The following is a 17621-nucleotide window of genomic DNA, read 5'->3' as shown; positions in this document are numbered from 1 at the left end:
GGTACAGCTTTAAGGCTTTACGCGAATGCCGGGTTTACTACCGGAAGGATATTGCTGCCATTAACGTAAACCCTGCTCAAACTCCACCGTCAAAACTCATCCAAACTTTCCTTACTTTTGCAGGCATGCCTGGAAAGCAAAACATTTACTTCGCTTCTGATTTTCATTTGGGTGCGCCTTCCTATGCGTCAAGCCGCGAACGCGAAGACAGGATCGTACGCTGGCTGGATATGATAAGCCGCGACGCCGCCGAGATTTACCTGCTTGGCGATATCTTCGATTTCTGGTTTGAATATAAGCACGCCATCCCGAAAGGTTATATACGTTTCCTAGGCAAGCTTGCCGAGCTTGCCGACTCCGGCATTAAAATCGTTTTATTCCGTGGAAATCACGACATGTGGATGTTCGATTACTTTACGAAAGAACTGGGTGTAGAGATCTGTTCCGATGAACTGGTGATCGAGCTTAACGGCCGAAAATTTTTCCTGCACCATGGCGATGGCCTTGGCCCGGGAGACGCCAAGTATAAATTCCTGAAAAAGTTTTTCCGGAGCCGCGTATGTCAATGGCTCTTCGCCCGTGTTCATCCGAACCTGGGAATCGGTATAGCCAACTATTGGTCGCTCAACAGCCGCATCGCAGGAAAAAAGCGGCCCCATGAATTTAAAAGTGATGAACAGGAGTGGCTGGTGATATACTGCAGGGAAATATTGCAAAAGACATTTTACGACTATATGATTTTCGGGCATCGCCATATCCCGCTTGATATCCCCATCGGCAACAGCCGTTACCTAAACCTGGGCGAGTGGGTGAACTATACTTCCTATGCCGTTTTTAACGGGAAGGATCTTGAGTTAAAATACTTCGAAGAGGATTCGGCGATGGAAATGTCAAAACCAGCTCTCAGCGCTGAAAATTAGGCTGAAATACTGTATTTTTGTGCGTTTTTAGCAATGCTCCAACTATGGGTTGCGATGTAAAGCAGGACTGTTATGATAGTACTGCCATTGCTTTTAAAAATGATATCATGTTAGAAAAATTAGAAGCAATAAAGGAACGCTGGGAAGAGGTAGAACGTGAACTGAGCAATCCCGAAACGATGAGCGATATGAAGCGGTTCGCCAAGCTCAATAAGGAGTATAAGGACCTTGGTAAGATCGTCGACGAATATAAGATCTACGCCAACGTGGTAAGCAATATCGACGCGAACCGTGAAATCCTGGCCGAAGAAAGTGATGCCGAGCTGCGCGAAATGGCAAAGGCAGACCTTGACGAACTTTTAGAGAAAAAGGACAAGATGGAAGCCGACATCCGCCTGATGCTGATTCCGAAGGATCCGGAGGATGCCAAAAACGCCATGTTCGAGATTCGTGGCGGTACCGGCGGTGATGAGGCTGCGCTTTTTGCCGGCGACCTGTACCGCATGTATACCCGCTACTTCGAAACCCGTGGCTGGAAAGTCGAAGTGATCGATGTGACCGAAGGCACAGCCGGCGGCTATAAGGAGGTGATCCTGAAAGTAAGCGGCGAAGATGTTTACGGCACCTTAAAATATGAATCGGGTGTTCACCGTGTACAGCGTGTACCCGACACCGAAACCCAGGGTCGTGTGCACACTTCTGCAGCCTCGGTAGCGGTATTGCCCGAAGCGGAGGAGGTAGACGTGTACCTGAATCCTGCCGATATCGACCTGCAGACATCCCGCTCAGGCGGCGCCGGCGGTCAGAACGTGAACAAGGTGGAAACAAAAGTGCAGCTTACCCACCGCCCATCAGGTATCGTAGTGGTATGCCAGATCGAACGCTCCCAGCTGGGTAACCGCGAACGTGCTATGGAAATGCTGCGTAACAAATTGTACGACCTGGAACTGCAGAAGCATAACGGCGATATCGCCGCCAAGCGTAAAACCATGGTTTCTACCGGCGACCGTTCAGCAAAGATCCGTACCTATAACTACCCCCAGGGCCGTGTTACCGAACATCGCATCGGCTTAACGCTGTATAACCTGCCGGCGATCATGGATGGCGACATACAGGAAATCATCGATGCCCTGCAATTTGCGGAAAACGCGGAGAAGATGAAAGAAGGATCGATAGCGTAGATAAAATTTTATAGTGCATATTATAAAGAAAGCCGTTCCAGTGGAGCGGCTTTTATGTTTTATAAATGGCAGTGCAGTCACTTTTCGAATTTTCGGGTAAGCTGTCGCATGATAAGCGTTACAAAAAAACTTACCAACGCGCCGATACCGGCAAATATGGCTGTTTTGATAGCATCTGCCACACTAAAGTTAACCAGTGTGCTTACCAAGGTGCCGCAGGCTACACTCGCAATAAAATCTTTGTTTCTCATTACTGAAATTTAAAAAGCAGCAGGCGTGCCCACCTGCCGCTTTGGTTTAAAATTAATTAATGGTTACTGTTCCGGCGTAAACGCTTGTTGAAAGTGTTTTGCCGTCCTGTGAGATGAAGGCCAGCCAGACATGAGCAACAGCGCCCATGAAAGCCGGTACATCCAGCACTTGCCCGCCACTACCGCGTGTACCCCCATTGGTTTCTGTCTGGTATTTGCGCTGCTCCGGATTAAAGATCATGACCAGCGCTTTATCGGTCCCGGCTGCAATACCTGCGGCAGAGTTATCGGCCCAGGTAAGCTGCAGCTTTCCGCTTTCCGGAGAACTTAACTGCACACCGGCTGGAATGCTCAGCGGACCGCGACTGATCAGAACGTTGCCATAATCGACTTCCAGGTCCGGGTAAACACCGGTAATGGAATTTTTCAGAAAAAGCGAGGTCGCTACGTTGTAGGGTGTCTGCTTGCTGGCATCGTTCTTAAAGCCGATGGTCAGCAATGCGCTTACAGGTTTTAAAAATGTTGAGGCTAAGGCGAACTTCGCCCGCTGAATGATCTGATCATTCGATGCCGTGCGTGAGCCCGGCTTGGCGAGGCTACGCATGTAATCGATACCTTTCCAGCTCGCGCCGATAACGGTACCTACTTTTCCGCTAAAGGATCCCAGGATCCCTTTGTTGTATTTTCCCATTTTCTGAGATTTTTAAATGTTAATGAATCTGTTAATTATGGCGGCTCGTTTGTACCGGTACGATGCTGCTGCCGGAACGAATGTAAAGCGGGTTTTGTGATAATTTTCATTTTTGGGAGGCCGTGACAGCGTTTGACCGGGTTTGACGTTGTTTGACGGCGTTTGACGTTTCCCTCTTTTTGACGACAGGAGAAATCTGCATTGATACAACCGTCAGCCTGAGCGGAGTCGAAGGCTTCATCCTGGCATAAAGTACATCGCCGGTTTTCTATTCGGCTTAAGCTAACGATTCAGTATGCGCCGGTCTTAAATAAGCCTTTCCAATAGTGAGTCGAAAGTACAAGCGGCATCTGCCAACAGCACTGCATTATAAAATCACCGGTGGTTTGAATTTTTGCACTATTCGGTTCCTCCTTTGAGGGAGGTTAGGTGGGTGATTGGGAATTACCCGTCTGACGGCTCAGGCAGCTTGCAGATTTGCCGTCTGACGGGTTGTGCCGTCTGGAAAAGTTTACACATTTTTTAATAATCCTGTTATAAATTTACAGGTTCAATTACCGGCATCAGCACCAGTCGATACGCACTGCCTTACTATTCATTGTCAATCTGACGCGTGAAGGCTATGCGCGAAAAAGAAGAATCTTTGCGTTTATAAGTTTGCTCGAAAAATTTTTAAATTTATAGTAATCAAAAGATAACGTAAAAAGGAGAAATTATGGGAATTAAACCAGGTCCAAAAAGAATTGCTAAATCAACGGGAAAACCAGACAAACGTCAACACGATAACAAAGAAAGTCCCGGAAATACACCGTCACTAAAGCCTCATAAGCACAAGAAAGGAGATTAATTTAAATAAGCCCTGAAGGAAAGAATTTCGCTGTGACCGGTGTTTCACTGTCGTTAGTAAGGAAGTTCCATGTGCCAGCTAAATCTCCTTCCGTCCTAGCGTCTTGCGAGGATGTCAGATTTTTGCTTTTTTACGTAACTCCATTGCGCACTGCCTTACTACCCTATTGTCACTCTGACGTGCAGAAGGCTATGTGAGAGAAGAGGAAGAATCTCCGCGTTTGTTGGCAGTTGTGAAGTTTTAGCAGAGCCAGCTTCTGATTAATCTGTGATGAAAAAATACGAGCTGCAAGCTCGCATTAACGATGGAGAAAATTTTGTTTTTGATAAGAATGCCGTTGAAATTAATCGCGAAGCCATTTCATGGTTAATCATTGGTAAATAATTTTATTTCTAAACTGGCATTTCAATTTCAATATTCCGTAATCCTCTGTCAATATATGATAAACACGATGATGCTGGTAACCGCAAATCATCGCAGAATATAAATACTTCTTTACCCTTATAAACAGTTGAAGCATTGTATTGCAAATCATAAAGGAAAAGTCTTCGTTGATTATAAAGTGATATAATTTCTTCCGCTCCATCATAAGACAACACCCATTTTTGATTTACTCGTTGCTGGATGACGTCCGATAACCTTGAATGATCCTGTTTCTTATAAAAATCCAAATAAAGTCCACTTGCTTTTTCATAGTAGGGAGGGTCGAAATATATAAGTGTATTAGCAGGCATTTGATTTCCGTAATCTCTCAAATAAACTTCAGTATCGAGGTTACTTAATGAAATGGACGTAGCGTTAATAGCGATTGCCTCAACTCGTTTAATCAAATCATTTCTTGAAAACCGCGCATCCATTTTCCATTTACCACTTTGGTCATTTCCACCAATAAGCCCCGCTGTTAAAACCCCGGATCTATTACATCGATTAAGATAAAAAGTACTAAAACCAACCTCAAATTCATCAAATTCATTGTGGTTTTTGATTATATATTTGTGCTTTTGCCATTCTTCTACAGTTAAAGATGCAGACCTTATCTGCCTACAAAATTCTTCTGTTCTATTAAGAATTGAACGCCAAAAAGCATAAACGGCAAAACTTGAGTCATTTAAATGAACACTATCAACTTTTCCGCTCAACAGTAAATCCATAGCTGCTCCTGCTCCGCCAGCGTATGGCTCAACATAATGGCCGCCAACCAGATCATTTTCTTTTAAAAGCTCGAAAATAAACGGTGATAACTTTTGTTTTCCGCCGGGATATCTTAAGGGAGTTCTACTTTGCCCCATTTATTATTCAGATTAATTTAAAGCTTTTAATAATGGAAATACCTGTACGAATAAAGTACAAATATCCGATTCGGTTACTGAAAATGTGGAGTTATGAACCAATTGATTCATCGAGGTTACAGATAAAATCCCCTCTGACTTGTTTAATTCCGTTATTGCGCCATGCAGTTCCTTAATCAGAGTACTGTTTTGTCCGTTGTTGGTTAAATGGGTTTTAGCCTCGTTTAGCATTTCTTTTAGCGTTTTATCCTTGCCATTTGTCTTTGTGGTCGGAAAGCTTTGATCTGTAAAATAAGCTTTTACAGATATTTCAAACATAGACCGTAATAAAAAACAGAAAGCTATTGGGTTTTTATCAAGCTTGAGGTTAAGCGCTTCGTTTTTTAATGTAACCACTTTTTGTCTGTTAAGACCGGAAGGACTAAAGCCTTTCAATAATTTGGTAACGCCTTTGGGGTCATTTATTGCGTAAGCTTTTCCGGCTGAATTATTGGTGGTCGAATTTGTGTTAGATGTAGTGATTCCCGTTTGTCCACCATTTGTTTGATTTGAAGATGATTGACTGTTGGAATTTGTATTAGAACTTCTTGTACCTGTTGCTGTGTTTTGATTAGTATTAGCAGTATTACTGTTATTTATAGTGTTATTGGAAGACGATGTCCCAGAAGAAGTGCCAGCTGTATTAGTAGCTGCCGTTGGTGGTAATGACGGCAATCCATACTTCTCACAAAAGTCTTCAACTGTATTTCTTACATCTTTAAAGCCAATATTGCCTACACCAATATTGGAAAGTATCTTCTCTACTGCGTCCCTGTATTTGACAGCAGGATATTTTTTAGCAACATCAACCGCATTTGCTTCCTCAACACGAGGCGCTATTTTTTTCAATGCTTCATCCAGAACAGTTATTGGGTAATCACCTGACCATGTATCTTTCTGATCAGAGGTTATATTTTTACCGCTTAAAAAATATTTTTCGAGTAAGTCAAGACCAGGTTCTGAAGCCTTGTTCATATTACGATTATGACGGGCTGTTGCAACCGAAGTCCATTTATCGCGACTCGCTTTATCACCTTTACCGTGTGTTAGATTGATAATTTTATCGACCTTTCCACTATCCGTTTCTTCATAAACTGTACATGGAACTTGAGAATTTTCATTTTTCCATTCTTGAGAAATTGTAGAAATTTTAGTTGCAATATTAGTTGGCAAATTAAATGAACCCGCATTAAGATACCCATGAATTAGTTTTAAACCGGCTATGCGCCTGTTTCCTTCTTTGACAGTAATCTCCTTCTGTTCAGTGGCAGATTTGATTGCAATTATATTTTCGGTCGGTATATACCCATCTTCAATTAAACTCAACATCAGTGCCCAAAAACGATCGGGGCTTATCATAATCATTGCATTAACTGCATCAGTTTCATCCTTTTGCGGGATGGTTCTAAAATTTTTTAAATCAAGTTTTAAATCCTTGACATCTATTTGAGTGGTTTTCGACATAGGATATTGGTAAGGTTTTAATCGGTAATGAAATATGGACTATTATTACCGGAATAGCTTAGAAAATACTTAATATAATTTATATGATTCGCTTTCGTCTAAATGCTGAACGATTTCAGGATTGGTTGCTTTATTGTACTATATACTCTATTGCTTGTGTGTTATTGAAAAATTTGTATTCACTCCTAGCGATATAAATAAGGGAATTCCCACCTGATGTATAAAAACTCCATTGATTAATTTATTTTCGCAAACGATTTATTTTCTATCTTCTAGCAACTTCTCCAAATACCCCACTTTATCCTTTTCCGCCTGCACCAGCCGCTCATAAAGCTCAACAACTTTACTAATTGGATTAAACTCACATTGATAGTTGTATTGATAGGCAGTCGACTGATCGTGCATATTTTGGATATGAAAAATCAAAACTTCTTCACTGAAATTATGGATAGCTTCAGCGGAAACCCCCAACACATCTGCAATCTTCTTCAGCATATCCTCCTCAACCGTCTCACTTGCCTCAATCCTCGACACCGTCTGCTGACTTACGCCAAGCTCCGTTGCCAGGTAATCCTGTTTCATCCCGCGCAGTTCACGGATGCGACTGATCTTTCTTCCGATATGAGGTTTAGCTGTTGTTTCCATAGTTCAAATATATGCGATTTAGCGGCGAGTAAAACAGTGATGAAGATAAGTAAAATACTTATGCTTTGAGTAGGATACCGGCGTTTGCCCGGCCAATTTTGAATGAACGAATTCAAAGTCCGGCTTATGAATGCTCACCCGCTTACACTCAGCATCCTGCAGTACAAAGGCTTATAGTCGCTGGTCGCTTCACTAGTTATGCGCTGGCATTCGGAGGCGATCTTTTGTTTTGGTTTTAAAAGCCGGGAAGTTCGGTCGGCCGCGGCTTTGTCAATGCGGCAGAGCATCGCGGACTGCATATAACCATCAAACCTGATAGGAATAACTTTCTTCAATTCAACTGATTACAAGATCACTAAAATGCGGAAGGCTTTTTAATAAAGCAAGAAATAAATTCCGACTAAACATATAGTTTTTCAGGACGAGACAGTACACATTTTCTTCGGCGGTTCTTTGGTTCTTCTTTGGTTCTCCTTCGCTTCTGCTTCGGCTCGAACAGTGTTTCCGCCAAACAAACGCCCAGTAAGGGGCGAGCAAGACCCCTTTCAGACCCCTTTCAGGCCCAATAAAAGTGAGATGATAAATTATACAATCGAAGCTCCTTTGTCCAGCAATTCGTCTAAGTCTGCAGGGCGATAATAGATCTTACCCTTTATGCGAAAATAAGGCAGCTTGCCTTGCCTGCGTAGCCGAAGCAACGTGCTTTCGCTGATGTGCAGCTTTTGCATGACATCCTGTTTGTCGTACCACACGTCCCCGACCGGCAAGTGTGATAATTGCTGTTGCTGGTATACAATCAGCAAATTGTGGATCTGGCAGAGTGTCGTGTCAATTCTGACTACGGCGATGATCAGTTTTTTTAACAGATACATGTGAATTCAGGTTGATAGTTCAGGATTTCATCAAGTCATTTGGCTATCATGACCGGGCTAAAATTCGGGATAGTATAGGGACGTTTACCAAAACCTGTGGTTGTAAATTACCAACACAGGTTTTAGTGTGATTAGACGATGCAACGTAATTTAGCCGCCTTATCTAACTCCATGAGTTACCAAACCGGAAGAAAACTGGATTACCTGCTCGATCTTGTACGCAAAGGACGGGCGCAATCGCCGTCGCAATTGGCGGAGGTGTTTGGTTGCAGCCCGGGGACGGCAAAAAGGATGATTGGAAAGCTTAGAACAGTCGGACATCGCATTCACTTTTCTAAGCTGCTTAACAGGTATATTTTGAAATAGAACATAACAAATTGTTGCAATTTTCCGCCTCTGTTTGAATTTTGTATAATTCTATAGGATTTTTCAAAGAAAACGTTCAAAAATTGAGATGAATTAATTGAAATTACAATTCAATTTTGGGCAAAAAAAAGTAATAACTAAGATCTTTTTACAATTATGTGGCGAAATATGTCTGTTTGCATTTGAATTTCATTTCGAGAAAGTTTTATTCCGAAAATTAGAAATAAAAACAACCCACTCATTTAGTTAAAGTGACAATTTTAAATTCTTAAAACAGATATGAAAAGAAATTATTTAGCTTTTTTTATACTAAGTGTTATTTTAACATCTCAGTTTTATTGCAAAAAGGAAAAGAGCTTCAATAAATACGTTGCAAGTAAGCAGATAAATCAAAAAGATATAAGTTTTATCGATTCTAGCATATCGAAGTCAGACATTTCATTGCACATCGACAAGAGCCAGTCTAGACAAATAGATATAGATAAATTTTCATATCTGGTCGTCATAAACGTATCAGGTTCTTTGCGGTCACCCTTTATCGGTGTTGAGCACAAACGTATCGTATTATTAAATCGTTCTGGCATTAGAACTATTTATATTAACAATTTTATAAGTAAAGATATAACTGAATCAAAAAAAGTTGACCTAGCAATTGCCAATGCTTACATTCATTCGTTAGGTAATAAGGTGGTAGATAGTATATCTGGAGTAGACGGCTATCTGGCTTATTATAATTTAGCAGGAAAAAATGTTCTGAATGAATGCATTAGAAATGGTTTGTTTACAGCACCCGTGGCAACATCCGTTGGATGGTCAACTTCCAATATAAATACAGTTAGCGTTTGTAGAGATTGGTATTGGGTTACCTACTATCCGTCAGGCCTTGTAACAGAAGATCTGCTTTTTTCAGATTGTGATCCTCCGGCCGGCGGTGATTTGCCTGGCGGTGGATCGAGCTCTGGAGGCGGCAGTAGCGGAAATCCAAGGTCGAACATTAGCTCAAACTTGTCATCCAACGTCCTGTTGTGCGCTTCGTCTTTTAATTTGAAAGCGACCGCTTCCAATTGGCAGGCGGCTTATGTGACAAATTATCGGTATATATTCGTAGGAGTACTGGGCGGTGGAACTCAAAAAGGCACAATTGTCGATTATGAAGTGAACTTCTCTTTCGAGGTTGGTCTTCCCTTTAAGATTAAAAATGGCACTCAGGATGTTTATAACCCAAGGAGGCTGATCACAAATGCCTGGAATTATGCAGAGCAAGTTGTCGCAGAAAAGATTACTGCAGGCGGCTATTCTAGTATGACCAGAATAGCCGCCCAAGTTCAAATTAAAAAAGACCTAATGAGCTTTGCACAAACAAACATAAATAGAAATTTGGGCGTAAATGCCGCAACCGTTGGCTCTTTGAATACATTAACTGTAGCTGATGGTGTAAATGCTGTCTATATAGGGCCCAACGATTGTCCATAACAATTCACGAATAAATGACTCAACAAATAATTGATCAAATAATTGATGTAATTCGTGAATACTACCCTGATATTCAGGAATATGATTTCGAAATATATCCGGGGAATAAATCACTAAAAAAATTAACGGAAGTTTGTCAATATCATGAATCTAACCAAGAATCATGGCTACGGTTTAAAGGACAGTTGTTGATCAAATTCTTTGGAATTTCTTTAATAGAAAATACACTTTTGATAGGTAATGAACCATCGTACAGGGTGTCCATAGTATTCGAGAAAAAAAAATTTGCTTATTTTTTATTACAGCTGAGCGTGATTGTTAATTGTTACAATCTGGTTCTCGTAGATCCCGGAAGCTTGACGCATCAAGAAATCGCAGATATCAAAAACGACATCGAAATGTTAGTAGCCGAATATTCTCCAGGATTTATGCATATAGAAAATCCATATTCCTATAAATTGAATGATATAGTCGTCCCCAATAATCACGATAGCTTATATGTTCCGTCTATCGGCGACTTCATATTTAGTCTTCGAACCTTGCTTTAACGAATTTAGCTCTATTTCTTTTCAATTTTGTTATAAATGACATCCATCTAATTCGTCGCGTCAGCTATGTAAGGTTAAGTTAAGGTGTGTCAGGTTTTAAAATTTATCGCAATACCACACTTGTCTCCATTTCGATAATCTCATCCTCCGAACGGTAATCAGCTAATCCGAGCTCATGAACATATTTACAATTGCCGGGGTGTTCGGGCGCAAGAAATACCGGCATGTCAAAGCCAAGGTTGGTATAGTATTGCGTAATGAAAACTGTGACCGGCAGCTCATTGGCGGTTTTCATGATCTCAGGGGTTAATTTAGACAAGGGCTTAAGCAAAAGCTTCAGCTCATAGTAAGGAAGTTCATCCAGGTGCATCCAGGTAAGCTGCTTGCCTATTGCGACTTGCACGGCATTACTCTTGACGCCCATCAGGATGCCGAACTGGTGCTCCGGCTCCCTGTTGTGCAGATGACCCTGTAAACTTCTTACCCAGATTTTCTGGCCGATGAATTTCGATATTATCCTGAGTTTTTCTGCCGGCGTAAGAAGATTCGTCATAAAGCAAATATAAAAATGCTAAATTAATTAGCAAACATTCAGGGCGAGATTCGATCATAATTTTTCGGAGAACCTTTCATATGCATTCACAATTCCAGAGAAAATAGCTAACTTAAACCCCTAATAACCAGTTATATTTCTGAACCCCTATGATATCATTAGATTCTCTTGATCTGAAGATACTTACTTTACTTCAGCAGGATGCCCGTCAAACCAGCAAGGAAATTGGCGCTAAAGTTCATAAGTCGATCACGGCCATTTACGAGCGTATCAAGCGGATGGAGCAGCATGGCGTCATTAAACGATATGTGGCTATCCTCGACAATAAACAGCTGAACCGCCAGCTTATCGCCTTTACCAATGTGCAGCTGAAAGATCATTCCAAAGAGGGTATGCAGTGCTTTGAGTCGACCATTACAACCTACGAGGAAGTGATGGAATGCTACCATATATCGGGCACCTATGATTTTATCTTAAAGGTAGCGGCATGCGATCTTGCTGCTTATCACCAGTTCCTGATGGATAAAATATTCAGCTCGGGAGCCATTGCTCATGTTGAGAGCAGTTTCGTGATGAAAGAATCGAAGATGGAAACGGCGATTCCCCTGCATCGGGAAAGCGCCGCGGTTTAATTGAACTATTTATGAATGCTGGTTCTCTGAAAAAATGGTATATGGCAAACTTTCCCTCAGGCGATTGTTGCCAGTAACTCATCCATTTGCCTCGTAAACATCTCCGCCAGTTTGAACGCCGCCGGGTAGTAGGCATCTTTATCAGCCCAGGTATCGGCCGGGTTCAGCAGGCTTGCCGGTATTCCCGGACAGCTTTTCGGTATCATCAGGTTGAAAACGGGCAGCTGCTCATATCTTGCTTTTTTCAGTTCGCCGGTAAATATTGCCTGCAATATCGCGCGGGTGTATTCCAGCTTGATCCGGCTACCGGTGCCATACGCCCCGCCGCACCAGCCGGTATTTATCAGCCAGATGCTGGGTTTATATTTTTCGATCTTATCATTCAATAACCTTGCATAAACCGAGGGATGCAGCGGCATGAATGCTTTGCCGAAGCATGCTGAGAATGTTGCCTGGGGCTCGTTTATTCCAAACTCCGTTCCGGCAACCTTAGCGGTATAACCCAGGGTAAAGTAATAGATCGCCTGCTGCTGCGTAAGCCTGGCAACGGGTGGAAGTACGCCGAATGCGTCCGCAGTAAGAAAAAAGATGTTTTCCGGAGGAGGCCCAACGGGAGGTGTCAGCGCGTTTTCAATGTAATCAAGCGGGTAGGAAACACGTGTGTTTTCGGTTTTGCAGGTGTTACGGTAATTCACTTTGTCCGATCCCGGGAAAAAAGCCGTATTTTCCAGTAAGGAACCTTGCCGTATTGCCCGGTAGATCTGTGGCTCATTTTCTTTGCAAAGGTTTACCGTTTTTGCATAGCATCCTCCTTCGAAATTAAACACTGAAGAATCGTCCCAGCCGTGTTCGTCGTCGCCGATAAGCATACGCGCCGGGTCGGCGGATAGGGTTGTTTTCCCCGTACCGGATAGTCCGAAGAAGATCGCGGCATCTCCATTCTTGCCGCGGTTGGCCGCACAATGCATCGGCAGGATTCCCTTTTGCGGAAGAAGAAAATTCAGCACGGAAAAAACGGCTTTCTTTATCTCGCCGGTATAGGCGGTGCCGCCGATCAGGATCGTCTTCCGGCTGAAGCTGATGATCGAAAAGTTAGGCTGCCGCGTTTGCTCGACGGCAGGATCGGCCCGGAAACCCGGAGCGGCAATGACCGTCCATTCCGGCTCAACATGTTGCGACTGTTCCGGCCTTATGAACAGGTTATAGGCAAAGAGATCCTGGCTGGCCTGCTCGGTAATGATGCGAAGCGAAATCCGGCTGTCTTCGTTGTAGCCGGCAAAAGCATTTCGTACAAAAAATGCTTTCCCTGATAAATAGGCGGTCATTTTCCGGTGCAGCCGGTCAAATGCATTCTCCTCGAACGGAATATTAATCTCACCCCAGTTTACCGGGCCGGAGCTTAGTTCGTCATGAACGATGTAACGGTCTTTCGGCGAGCGCCCGGTAAATATTCCCGTGTTGATTACGAGTGCGCCGGAGCTGCTGGTAGTTCCTTCGTTTTTTAGTAAAGCCAATTTCACAAGATCTGCAGGCGGCAGCTGGAAATAACATTTTTGCGGTTCGTTAAAGCCAGGCAGAACACCCGGGCTTATTGTTGTCGTCTTCATAGTTTATAATTGCTTAGCGATTGTTTTGAATGCGGATGTGCACCAGCTATGAGGCTTTCTGCCAGCGATACGAGTATCGGCGAGCCGATAAAAACAGGAGTACGCTGGTGAAGACGGCATGCTTCAATATCCATTAGCCGCCGGTAACCGTCGGACGCTTTTCCACCTGCCTGCTCGATGATGAAAGCCATAGGCCGGCACTCATAAAGTAAACGAAGCTTGCCTTCCGGGAAGGCTGGCAAAAGAGCGGGATATATAAAGATGCCGCCATGAAATAAAATACGGTGTATATCGGCCACCATGGTCCCGGTATAGCGACTGCTGTATCGGGCGGAGCAGGCGGCCTTACCCGGCCGGCAGTGGCGAATAAAATCTTTTACCCCGGAAGGAAATAAGCTGTAATTGCCCTCGTTAACCGAGTACGAGTAACCACTGGCAGGTATATGTATGCCAGGATGAGACAAGAGAAAATTGCCGCTTGCCGGGTCAAGTGTAAAGCCGTTCAGTCCATCGCCGGTGGTATAAACCAGAACGGTCGCCGGGCCGTATAAAATGTAGCCCGCGGCAAGCTGCCCTGTGCTATCGGAAAGACTGCCCGGCACCGGTGTTTCGCCGATATTATTCCGGTAGATCGAGAAAATACTCCCAAGTGACATGTTGACGCCGGTATTGGAAGATCCATCGAGCGGGTCGATTGCCGCAAGGTACTGGCCTCCGGGATTTAACACGAGTATATCGTCGCACTCTTCCGATACCAGGGCGGCACATTCGCCGCAGTTTGTTAGTGAGGCGATAAATTGTTCGTTGGCGTATATATCCAAAGCATGCTGAATTTCTCCCGAACTGTTACACGTATTGCGACCTGCACCGGTAAAATCTCCCCGCCTCAGCGTATCGCTGATGTTTTTTGCCGCCGTGCAAATGGCCTGCACGATTACAGGAATTTCCTTTTCTTCCGGGCCATGTTCTGCCTGTTCATTCTTTAAATACGGGCCGGCAACCGAAAGGCTTAGTGTAGAACTGACAATATGTGTCATAATGCGCTGGGTTTATTCAGCTAAACTATATTATGTATTAGCTTATGCTAAATGGCTTTTATGAAAAATATTTTGAATCCGTATAGAAAATTCCAGGCGCTTAGTGTAAATATTAATTAAGGTACTGGAGGGAGATAAGAATTTTTATCGGCTCACAGCCACTCTCCCGGTATAAAAAAGAAAAATTGTCGGCCACCGTCTTTTAAAAAGAAAAATTGTCTGATTGTATGCAACTTGTAGCATGAGGACAGGCATATCCTCACTTTTGGAGACTAACCAATTCTTTTTTTATGAGAAACCTGCAGGTCTCCCAGCGCATTACCAACCGGGAAACGCATGTTACAGACCGTTACCTGAATGAAATTTCCAGGATCCCTCTTTTGTCGCAGGAGGACGAGATTGAGCTGGCCCGCAAAATCAGAAAGGGCGACAAAGTCGCTGCAGATAATATGATCAGGGGAAACCTGCGCTTCGTGGTCTCTATCGCTAAGAAATACCAGAACCTCGGTATGCCGCTGAGCGACCTTATCAATGAGGGGAACATCGGACTGATCCGCGCGGCCTATAAATTTGATGATACCCGCGGCTTTAAATTTATTTCTGTTGCCGTATGGTGGATCCGGCAGGCGATACTGGCTGCACTTGCCGACCAGAAAAGAGTGATCCGCCTCCCGGTGAATAAGCAAAGCCTCTTGTTCAAGACCAGGCAAGCTTCTGACCAGCTGGAGATGCGGCTAGAACGTCAGCCTTCGCAAAACGAACTGGCGGAATTTATGGAAGTCGATGAATCCTGGCTGTTCGAGGGCCTGTATGATACGGGACAGACTTTCAGCTATGATGCTCCTCTCGCAAATTCCGATGGCGACTTCACTTTGCTCGACAAGCTTGGCGACAAGGAACGCGGCGTATCTGAGCGGCTGTCAGACGAGTCCGACCGTTACCTGATCAATCGCCTGCTGGCGAAACTTACCACGCGCGAGCACACCATCATCGAACTGAACTTCGGACTTTCGGGCAAAGAACCGCTCGCTCCGAAAGATATCGGTGAATGCCTGGGAATTTCCACTGAACGGGTCAGGCAGCTGAGAAAAAGCGCGTTAAGCAGGATGGCGGGGATGACCTCGGATAAGGAGGGACTGTTTTATTAGATCGCAGGTTGGCATGAGCAGGAGGCCCGGAGAATTTTGACTTATACCGGATCTGGTTTGATGAACTAAAATGGCTACAAATCGTCATTTCCGGAATTAGAAGAAACGATTAACTTCCATTATGTAATTGCACGCCGCACAACGCTTTGAATGGTTAGTTTCAGGCACTCATGCCATGGAAATGATTCAGCAAACGCATAAGGAGATGCATTCAGCCCGCAGAATATGACAATTCCTGTTTAAAGGGAAACTATGAGGATTACAAAAGATACGTAAAGGTATGGATACTCATGTAGTTATATTGATCAGCATTATGATTGTCGCCGGCGGATTCGGTGGGTTTTTAAATTACCTCCACGGCTTTGACACAATCTCTGTGGATAAAAAAGGGATGCCCGCTGGCCTGCGCTATACTCTTTTGGGGATCGGTTCAGCATTTCTCGTACCTGCTTTCCTGAAAATGATCGCGAGTGACCTGGTAAACAGGCATTCTTCCGACGTTGACTATCTGATATTTGCTGGTTTTTGCCTGATCGCCGCAATATTTTCAAGGCGCTTTATCGGCACAATTGGCGAAAAAGTCCTGGAAGCAGCAAACAGTGCCAAAAAAGCGGCAGAGGAAGCAAAAAAAGGTCTTGAAGCAACACAAAATCAAGTTTCGTCAAATGCGGAAAGAATTGAGACCGTTAAACTCGCCGTGGATCTGAATACAATCCAGAAAGATTCCTTTCAGGCAAATTCCTCCCGGGAAGATGCCTTACAGGAATTAGTCGACACTTTTATTTCGAGAACAAGTATCCCCGACTATGCTAAAAGGCTGAAAGTAAAAGCCGAGCTTGGAAGAAAGATGGGTGAGATCATCGTCAGGAACAATTTGCCGGCAACTGACCTTCTCGCCAGGAATCAATCGGAAGGAATGTTGCTGGCGCTGGCTTATGCAGTGCAGTTAAGGCCCGATGAAAACAGTTTATCCATTCTGAAGAATATTTCAGGACTGGCTACGCAGCTTTATACCAGGTATTCCATTCTTGTCTCTTTCGATACGCTTGCGAGAAACAATTTTATCACTAAAAGCGAGGCACAGGAGATTGAGAATATTATCAAAGGTTTCCATAAAGGGGCTGACGACTCGCTGCTCAGAAAAATTGAGGATTCCCTGAATATTTTACGATTTATTCTGGCTTAAGGCTTGTATCGGAACGGGACCAATTATTTCACTGGTCGTAACGTGCCGCCACGTCACTTCCTGGACCTTGCTTCAGGTTATTTAAATCGTAGCGTGATGCTACGACCTGGTGGAAATTGCAGTTTTAATTAGCTGCGCCATTCTTCCAGCACCAGCCATTTTTCCCATTTCCCTTTATTAAAAAGATAAACTGCTACACTGCCATGTCCACAGAGATTGCCGCAGTGGTAGCCGGCATAGAAGAAACAAATTGTCTCATTCCTGATAAATACCGGTTTTGATAAGGTATAGAATCCAGTTTTATACTTTTTATAGTAATTGTCATTCCAGCCAAGTCCTTGAGGGCCGATAATCCCTTTTAGACTATCCAGGCTTAGTTTTGATGAATGCTGAATTATCCCATCAGGCCATCTTTGTTCGGAAATTTTAGCCAATTCTGTTTGAATGTCTTCTTTTTCAGATTTTGTAAGAATCAAATATTTATTTTTCTTGGCAAAATCAAAAAGGGTGTCTTTTTTCACTGCTACCGCAAAAGCAGTTACTTCTCCATTATACAAGGCATCCGCATAAAGAATCTCTTTTTTTTCATTTACAGTGTTTTCAGACACATTTAAGTATTGACTTATAAATTGTTGCTCTTTACCTGCCTTTAATTTGTTTTGAGCCCACACCTGGGAGGAAAGGCAACTAACTAACCCACATAAAAATATCAGTAAAAATTTCATTGCAGGCTGGAGTTTATTGGCTTTTGTTATGAACTTGAACCGTTCCCTAATAGCCTCTTTGATTAAAGATTCCGGGAATAAGGGACGCTTGGTCAACTTGGCTTAAATTTAGCACGGGTAAACGACTGCGTATGTAAGCTTCTCCGA

General features: G+C 43.4%; 20 protein-coding genes. 9 read left to right on the top strand and 11 right to left on the bottom strand.

Going from position 1 to position 17621, the window contains the following annotated elements; genetic code table 11:
* The first annotated feature begins 125 nt into the window (after positions 1–125).
* Positions 126–920: a UDP-2,3-diacylglucosamine diphosphatase gene (locus GS399_RS03215; protein ID WP_160843257.1), complete on the top strand. Its 795-nt coding sequence runs from the start codon at positions 126–128 to the stop codon at positions 918–920.
* 107 nt (positions 921–1027) lie between these two features.
* Positions 1028–2101 (top strand): peptide chain release factor 1, encoded by a 1074-nt coding sequence (gene prfA / locus GS399_RS03210; protein WP_160843256.1) that lies wholly within the window; start codon positions 1028–1030, stop codon positions 2099–2101.
* A gap of 77 nt (positions 2102–2178) precedes the next feature.
* On the opposite strand, the gene GS399_RS03205 is transcribed toward prfA, so the two are convergent.
* Together GS399_RS03205 and GS399_RS03200 are read right to left on the bottom strand one after the other, a co-directional pair.
* Positions 2179–2352: a hypothetical protein gene (locus tag GS399_RS03205; protein WP_160843127.1), complete on the bottom strand. Its 174-nt coding sequence runs from the start codon at positions 2350–2352 to the stop codon at positions 2179–2181.
* A 52-nt stretch (positions 2353–2404) separates the two neighbouring features.
* A complete protein-coding gene (locus GS399_RS03200) occupies positions 2405–3043 on the bottom strand; it encodes a DUF6266 family protein (protein ID WP_160843126.1) in 639 nt (212 codons plus the stop codon).
* Between the two features lie 715 nt (positions 3044–3758).
* Between GS399_RS03200 and GS399_RS20925 the strand changes: the two genes are divergently transcribed.
* Positions 3759–3890 carry a hypothetical protein gene (locus GS399_RS20925; protein WP_255491532.1) on the top strand — a complete coding sequence of 44 codons (132 nt, stop codon included), beginning with the start codon at positions 3759–3761 and terminating at the stop codon, positions 3888–3890.
* Between the two features lie 392 nt (positions 3891–4282).
* Here GS399_RS20925 and GS399_RS03195 read toward each other — a convergent pair whose 3' ends face one another.
* The 5 genes from GS399_RS03195 to GS399_RS03175 all read right to left on the bottom strand — a co-directional run bounded on the left by GS399_RS03195 (position 4283) and on the right by GS399_RS03175 (position 8199).
* The gene (locus tag GS399_RS03195) at positions 4283–5179 is read right to left on the bottom strand and encodes a DNA adenine methylase (RefSeq protein WP_160843125.1); all 897 of its coding nucleotides are present in this window, start codon (positions 5177–5179) and stop codon (positions 4283–4285) included.
* A gap of 12 nt (positions 5180–5191) precedes the next feature.
* Entirely contained in the window at positions 5192–6682 is a 1491-nt protein-coding gene (locus tag GS399_RS03190; RefSeq protein WP_160843124.1) for a hypothetical protein, read from the bottom strand.
* Positions 6683–6940: 258 nt separating this feature from the next.
* Entirely contained in the window at positions 6941–7327 is a 387-nt protein-coding gene (locus GS399_RS03185) for a helix-turn-helix domain-containing protein (RefSeq protein WP_160843123.1), read from the bottom strand.
* A gap of 134 nt (positions 7328–7461) precedes the next feature.
* Positions 7462–7662, bottom strand: a complete 201-nt coding sequence (locus GS399_RS03180; RefSeq protein ID WP_160843122.1) for a hypothetical protein — start codon at positions 7660–7662, stop codon at positions 7462–7464.
* A gap of 249 nt (positions 7663–7911) precedes the next feature.
* The gene (locus GS399_RS03175; RefSeq protein WP_160843121.1) at positions 7912–8199 is read right to left on the bottom strand and encodes a helix-turn-helix domain-containing protein; all 288 of its coding nucleotides are present in this window, start codon (positions 8197–8199) and stop codon (positions 7912–7914) included.
* 171 nt (positions 8200–8370) lie between these two features.
* On the opposite strand from GS399_RS03175, the gene GS399_RS03170 reads away from it, so the two are divergent.
* The 3 genes from GS399_RS03170 (at position 8371) to GS399_RS03160 (ending at position 10586) form a co-directional block, all read left to right on the top strand.
* Positions 8371–8565: a helix-turn-helix domain-containing protein gene (locus tag GS399_RS03170; RefSeq protein WP_160843120.1), complete on the top strand. Its 195-nt coding sequence runs from the start codon at positions 8371–8373 to the stop codon at positions 8563–8565.
* 279 nt (positions 8566–8844) lie between these two features.
* The gene (locus GS399_RS03165) at positions 8845–10038 is read left to right on the top strand and encodes a hypothetical protein (RefSeq protein WP_160843119.1); all 1194 of its coding nucleotides are present in this window, start codon (positions 8845–8847) and stop codon (positions 10036–10038) included.
* Between the two features lie 14 nt (positions 10039–10052).
* Positions 10053–10586, top strand: a complete 534-nt coding sequence (locus tag GS399_RS03160; protein WP_160843118.1) for a hypothetical protein — start codon at positions 10053–10055, stop codon at positions 10584–10586.
* A gap of 103 nt (positions 10587–10689) precedes the next feature.
* Here the strand turns inward: GS399_RS03160 and GS399_RS03155 are convergent, their stop codons facing one another.
* Positions 10690–11139, bottom strand: coding sequence for a hypothetical protein (locus GS399_RS03155; RefSeq protein ID WP_160843117.1), 450 nt, complete (start codon positions 11137–11139; stop codon positions 10690–10692).
* Positions 11140–11288: 149 nt separating this feature from the next.
* Here GS399_RS03155 and GS399_RS03150 point away from each other — a divergent pair, with 149 nt between their 5' ends.
* Positions 11289–11771, top strand: a complete 483-nt coding sequence (locus tag GS399_RS03150) for an Lrp/AsnC family transcriptional regulator (RefSeq protein WP_160843116.1) — start codon at positions 11289–11291, stop codon at positions 11769–11771.
* Positions 11772–11827: 56 nt separating this feature from the next.
* Here the strand turns inward: GS399_RS03150 and pckA are convergent, their stop codons facing one another.
* Positions 11828–13378 carry a phosphoenolpyruvate carboxykinase (ATP) gene (gene pckA, locus GS399_RS03145; RefSeq protein WP_160843115.1) on the bottom strand — a complete coding sequence of 517 codons (1551 nt, stop codon included), beginning with the start codon at positions 13376–13378 and terminating at the stop codon, positions 11828–11830.
* Positions 13375–14415 carry a class 1 fructose-bisphosphatase gene (locus GS399_RS03140; protein ID WP_160843114.1) on the bottom strand — a complete coding sequence of 347 codons (1041 nt, stop codon included), beginning with the start codon at positions 14413–14415 and terminating at the stop codon, positions 13375–13377. Before GS399_RS03140 ends, pckA begins: the two co-directional genes overlap by 4 nt.
* A gap of 290 nt (positions 14416–14705) precedes the next feature.
* Here GS399_RS03140 and GS399_RS03135 point away from each other — a divergent pair, with 290 nt between their 5' ends.
* The gene (locus tag GS399_RS03135; protein WP_160843113.1) at positions 14706–15563 is read left to right on the top strand and encodes a sigma-70 family RNA polymerase sigma factor; all 858 of its coding nucleotides are present in this window, start codon (positions 14706–14708) and stop codon (positions 15561–15563) included.
* A gap of 280 nt (positions 15564–15843) precedes the next feature.
* Entirely contained in the window at positions 15844–16749 is a 906-nt protein-coding gene (locus GS399_RS03130) for a YEATS-associated helix-containing protein (RefSeq protein ID WP_160843112.1), read from the top strand.
* Between the two features lie 128 nt (positions 16750–16877).
* On the opposite strand, the gene GS399_RS03125 is transcribed toward GS399_RS03130, so the two are convergent.
* A complete protein-coding gene (locus GS399_RS03125; protein ID WP_160843111.1) occupies positions 16878–17474 on the bottom strand; it encodes a hypothetical protein in 597 nt (198 codons plus the stop codon).
* Between the last annotated feature and the right edge of the window lie 147 nt (positions 17475–17621).

Source organism: Hufsiella arboris (assembly GCF_009834875.1).
Lineage (GTDB): Bacteria > Bacteroidota > Bacteroidia > Sphingobacteriales > Sphingobacteriaceae > Hufsiella_A > Hufsiella_A arboris.
Note: the sequence above shows the minus strand (reverse complement) of the source record. Positions and strands in the feature narration are given on the sequence as shown.

Excerpts from the sequence above, each read along its gene's own strand:
- GS399_RS03205 (WP_160843127.1), bottom strand. The coding sequence starts at position 2,352 with ATGAGAAACAAAGATTTTATTGCGAGTGTAGCCTGCGGCACCTTGGTA.
- GS399_RS20925 (WP_255491532.1), top strand. The coding sequence starts at position 3,759 with ATGGGAATTAAACCAGGTCCAAAAAGAATTGCTAAATCAACGGGAAAA.
- GS399_RS03165 (WP_160843119.1), top strand. The coding sequence starts at position 8,845 with ATGAAAAGAAATTATTTAGCTTTTTTTATACTAAGTGTTATTTTAACA.
- GS399_RS03190 (WP_160843124.1), bottom strand. The coding sequence starts at position 6,682 with ATGTCGAAAACCACTCAAATAGATGTCAAGGATTTAAAACTTGATTTA.
- prfA (WP_160843256.1), top strand. The coding sequence starts at position 1,028 with ATGTTAGAAAAATTAGAAGCAATAAAGGAACGCTGGGAAGAGGTAGAA.
- GS399_RS03155 (WP_160843117.1), bottom strand. The coding sequence starts at position 11,139 with ATGACGAATCTTCTTACGCCGGCAGAAAAACTCAGGATAATATCGAAA.
- GS399_RS03150 (WP_160843116.1), top strand. The coding sequence starts at position 11,289 with ATGATATCATTAGATTCTCTTGATCTGAAGATACTTACTTTACTTCAG.
- pckA (WP_160843115.1), bottom strand. The coding sequence starts at position 13,378 with ATGAAGACGACAACAATAAGCCCGGGTGTTCTGCCTGGCTTTAACGAA.
- GS399_RS03185 (WP_160843123.1), bottom strand. The coding sequence starts at position 7,327 with ATGGAAACAACAGCTAAACCTCATATCGGAAGAAAGATCAGTCGCATC.
- GS399_RS03140 (WP_160843114.1), bottom strand. The coding sequence starts at position 14,415 with ATGACACATATTGTCAGTTCTACACTAAGCCTTTCGGTTGCCGGCCCG.
- GS399_RS03170 (WP_160843120.1), top strand. The coding sequence starts at position 8,371 with ATGAGTTACCAAACCGGAAGAAAACTGGATTACCTGCTCGATCTTGTA.
- GS399_RS03215 (WP_160843257.1), top strand. The coding sequence starts at position 126 with ATGCCTGGAAAGCAAAACATTTACTTCGCTTCTGATTTTCATTTGGGT.
- GS399_RS03175 (WP_160843121.1), bottom strand. The coding sequence starts at position 8,199 with ATGTATCTGTTAAAAAAACTGATCATCGCCGTAGTCAGAATTGACACG.
- GS399_RS03200 (WP_160843126.1), bottom strand. The coding sequence starts at position 3,043 with ATGGGAAAATACAACAAAGGGATCCTGGGATCCTTTAGCGGAAAAGTA.
- GS399_RS03160 (WP_160843118.1), top strand. The coding sequence starts at position 10,053 with ATGACTCAACAAATAATTGATCAAATAATTGATGTAATTCGTGAATAC.
- GS399_RS03130 (WP_160843112.1), top strand. The coding sequence starts at position 15,844 with ATGGATACTCATGTAGTTATATTGATCAGCATTATGATTGTCGCCGGC.
- GS399_RS03125 (WP_160843111.1), bottom strand. The coding sequence starts at position 17,474 with ATGAAATTTTTACTGATATTTTTATGTGGGTTAGTTAGTTGCCTTTCC.
- GS399_RS03195 (WP_160843125.1), bottom strand. The coding sequence starts at position 5,179 with ATGGGGCAAAGTAGAACTCCCTTAAGATATCCCGGCGGAAAACAAAAG.
- GS399_RS03135 (WP_160843113.1), top strand. The coding sequence starts at position 14,706 with ATGAGAAACCTGCAGGTCTCCCAGCGCATTACCAACCGGGAAACGCAT.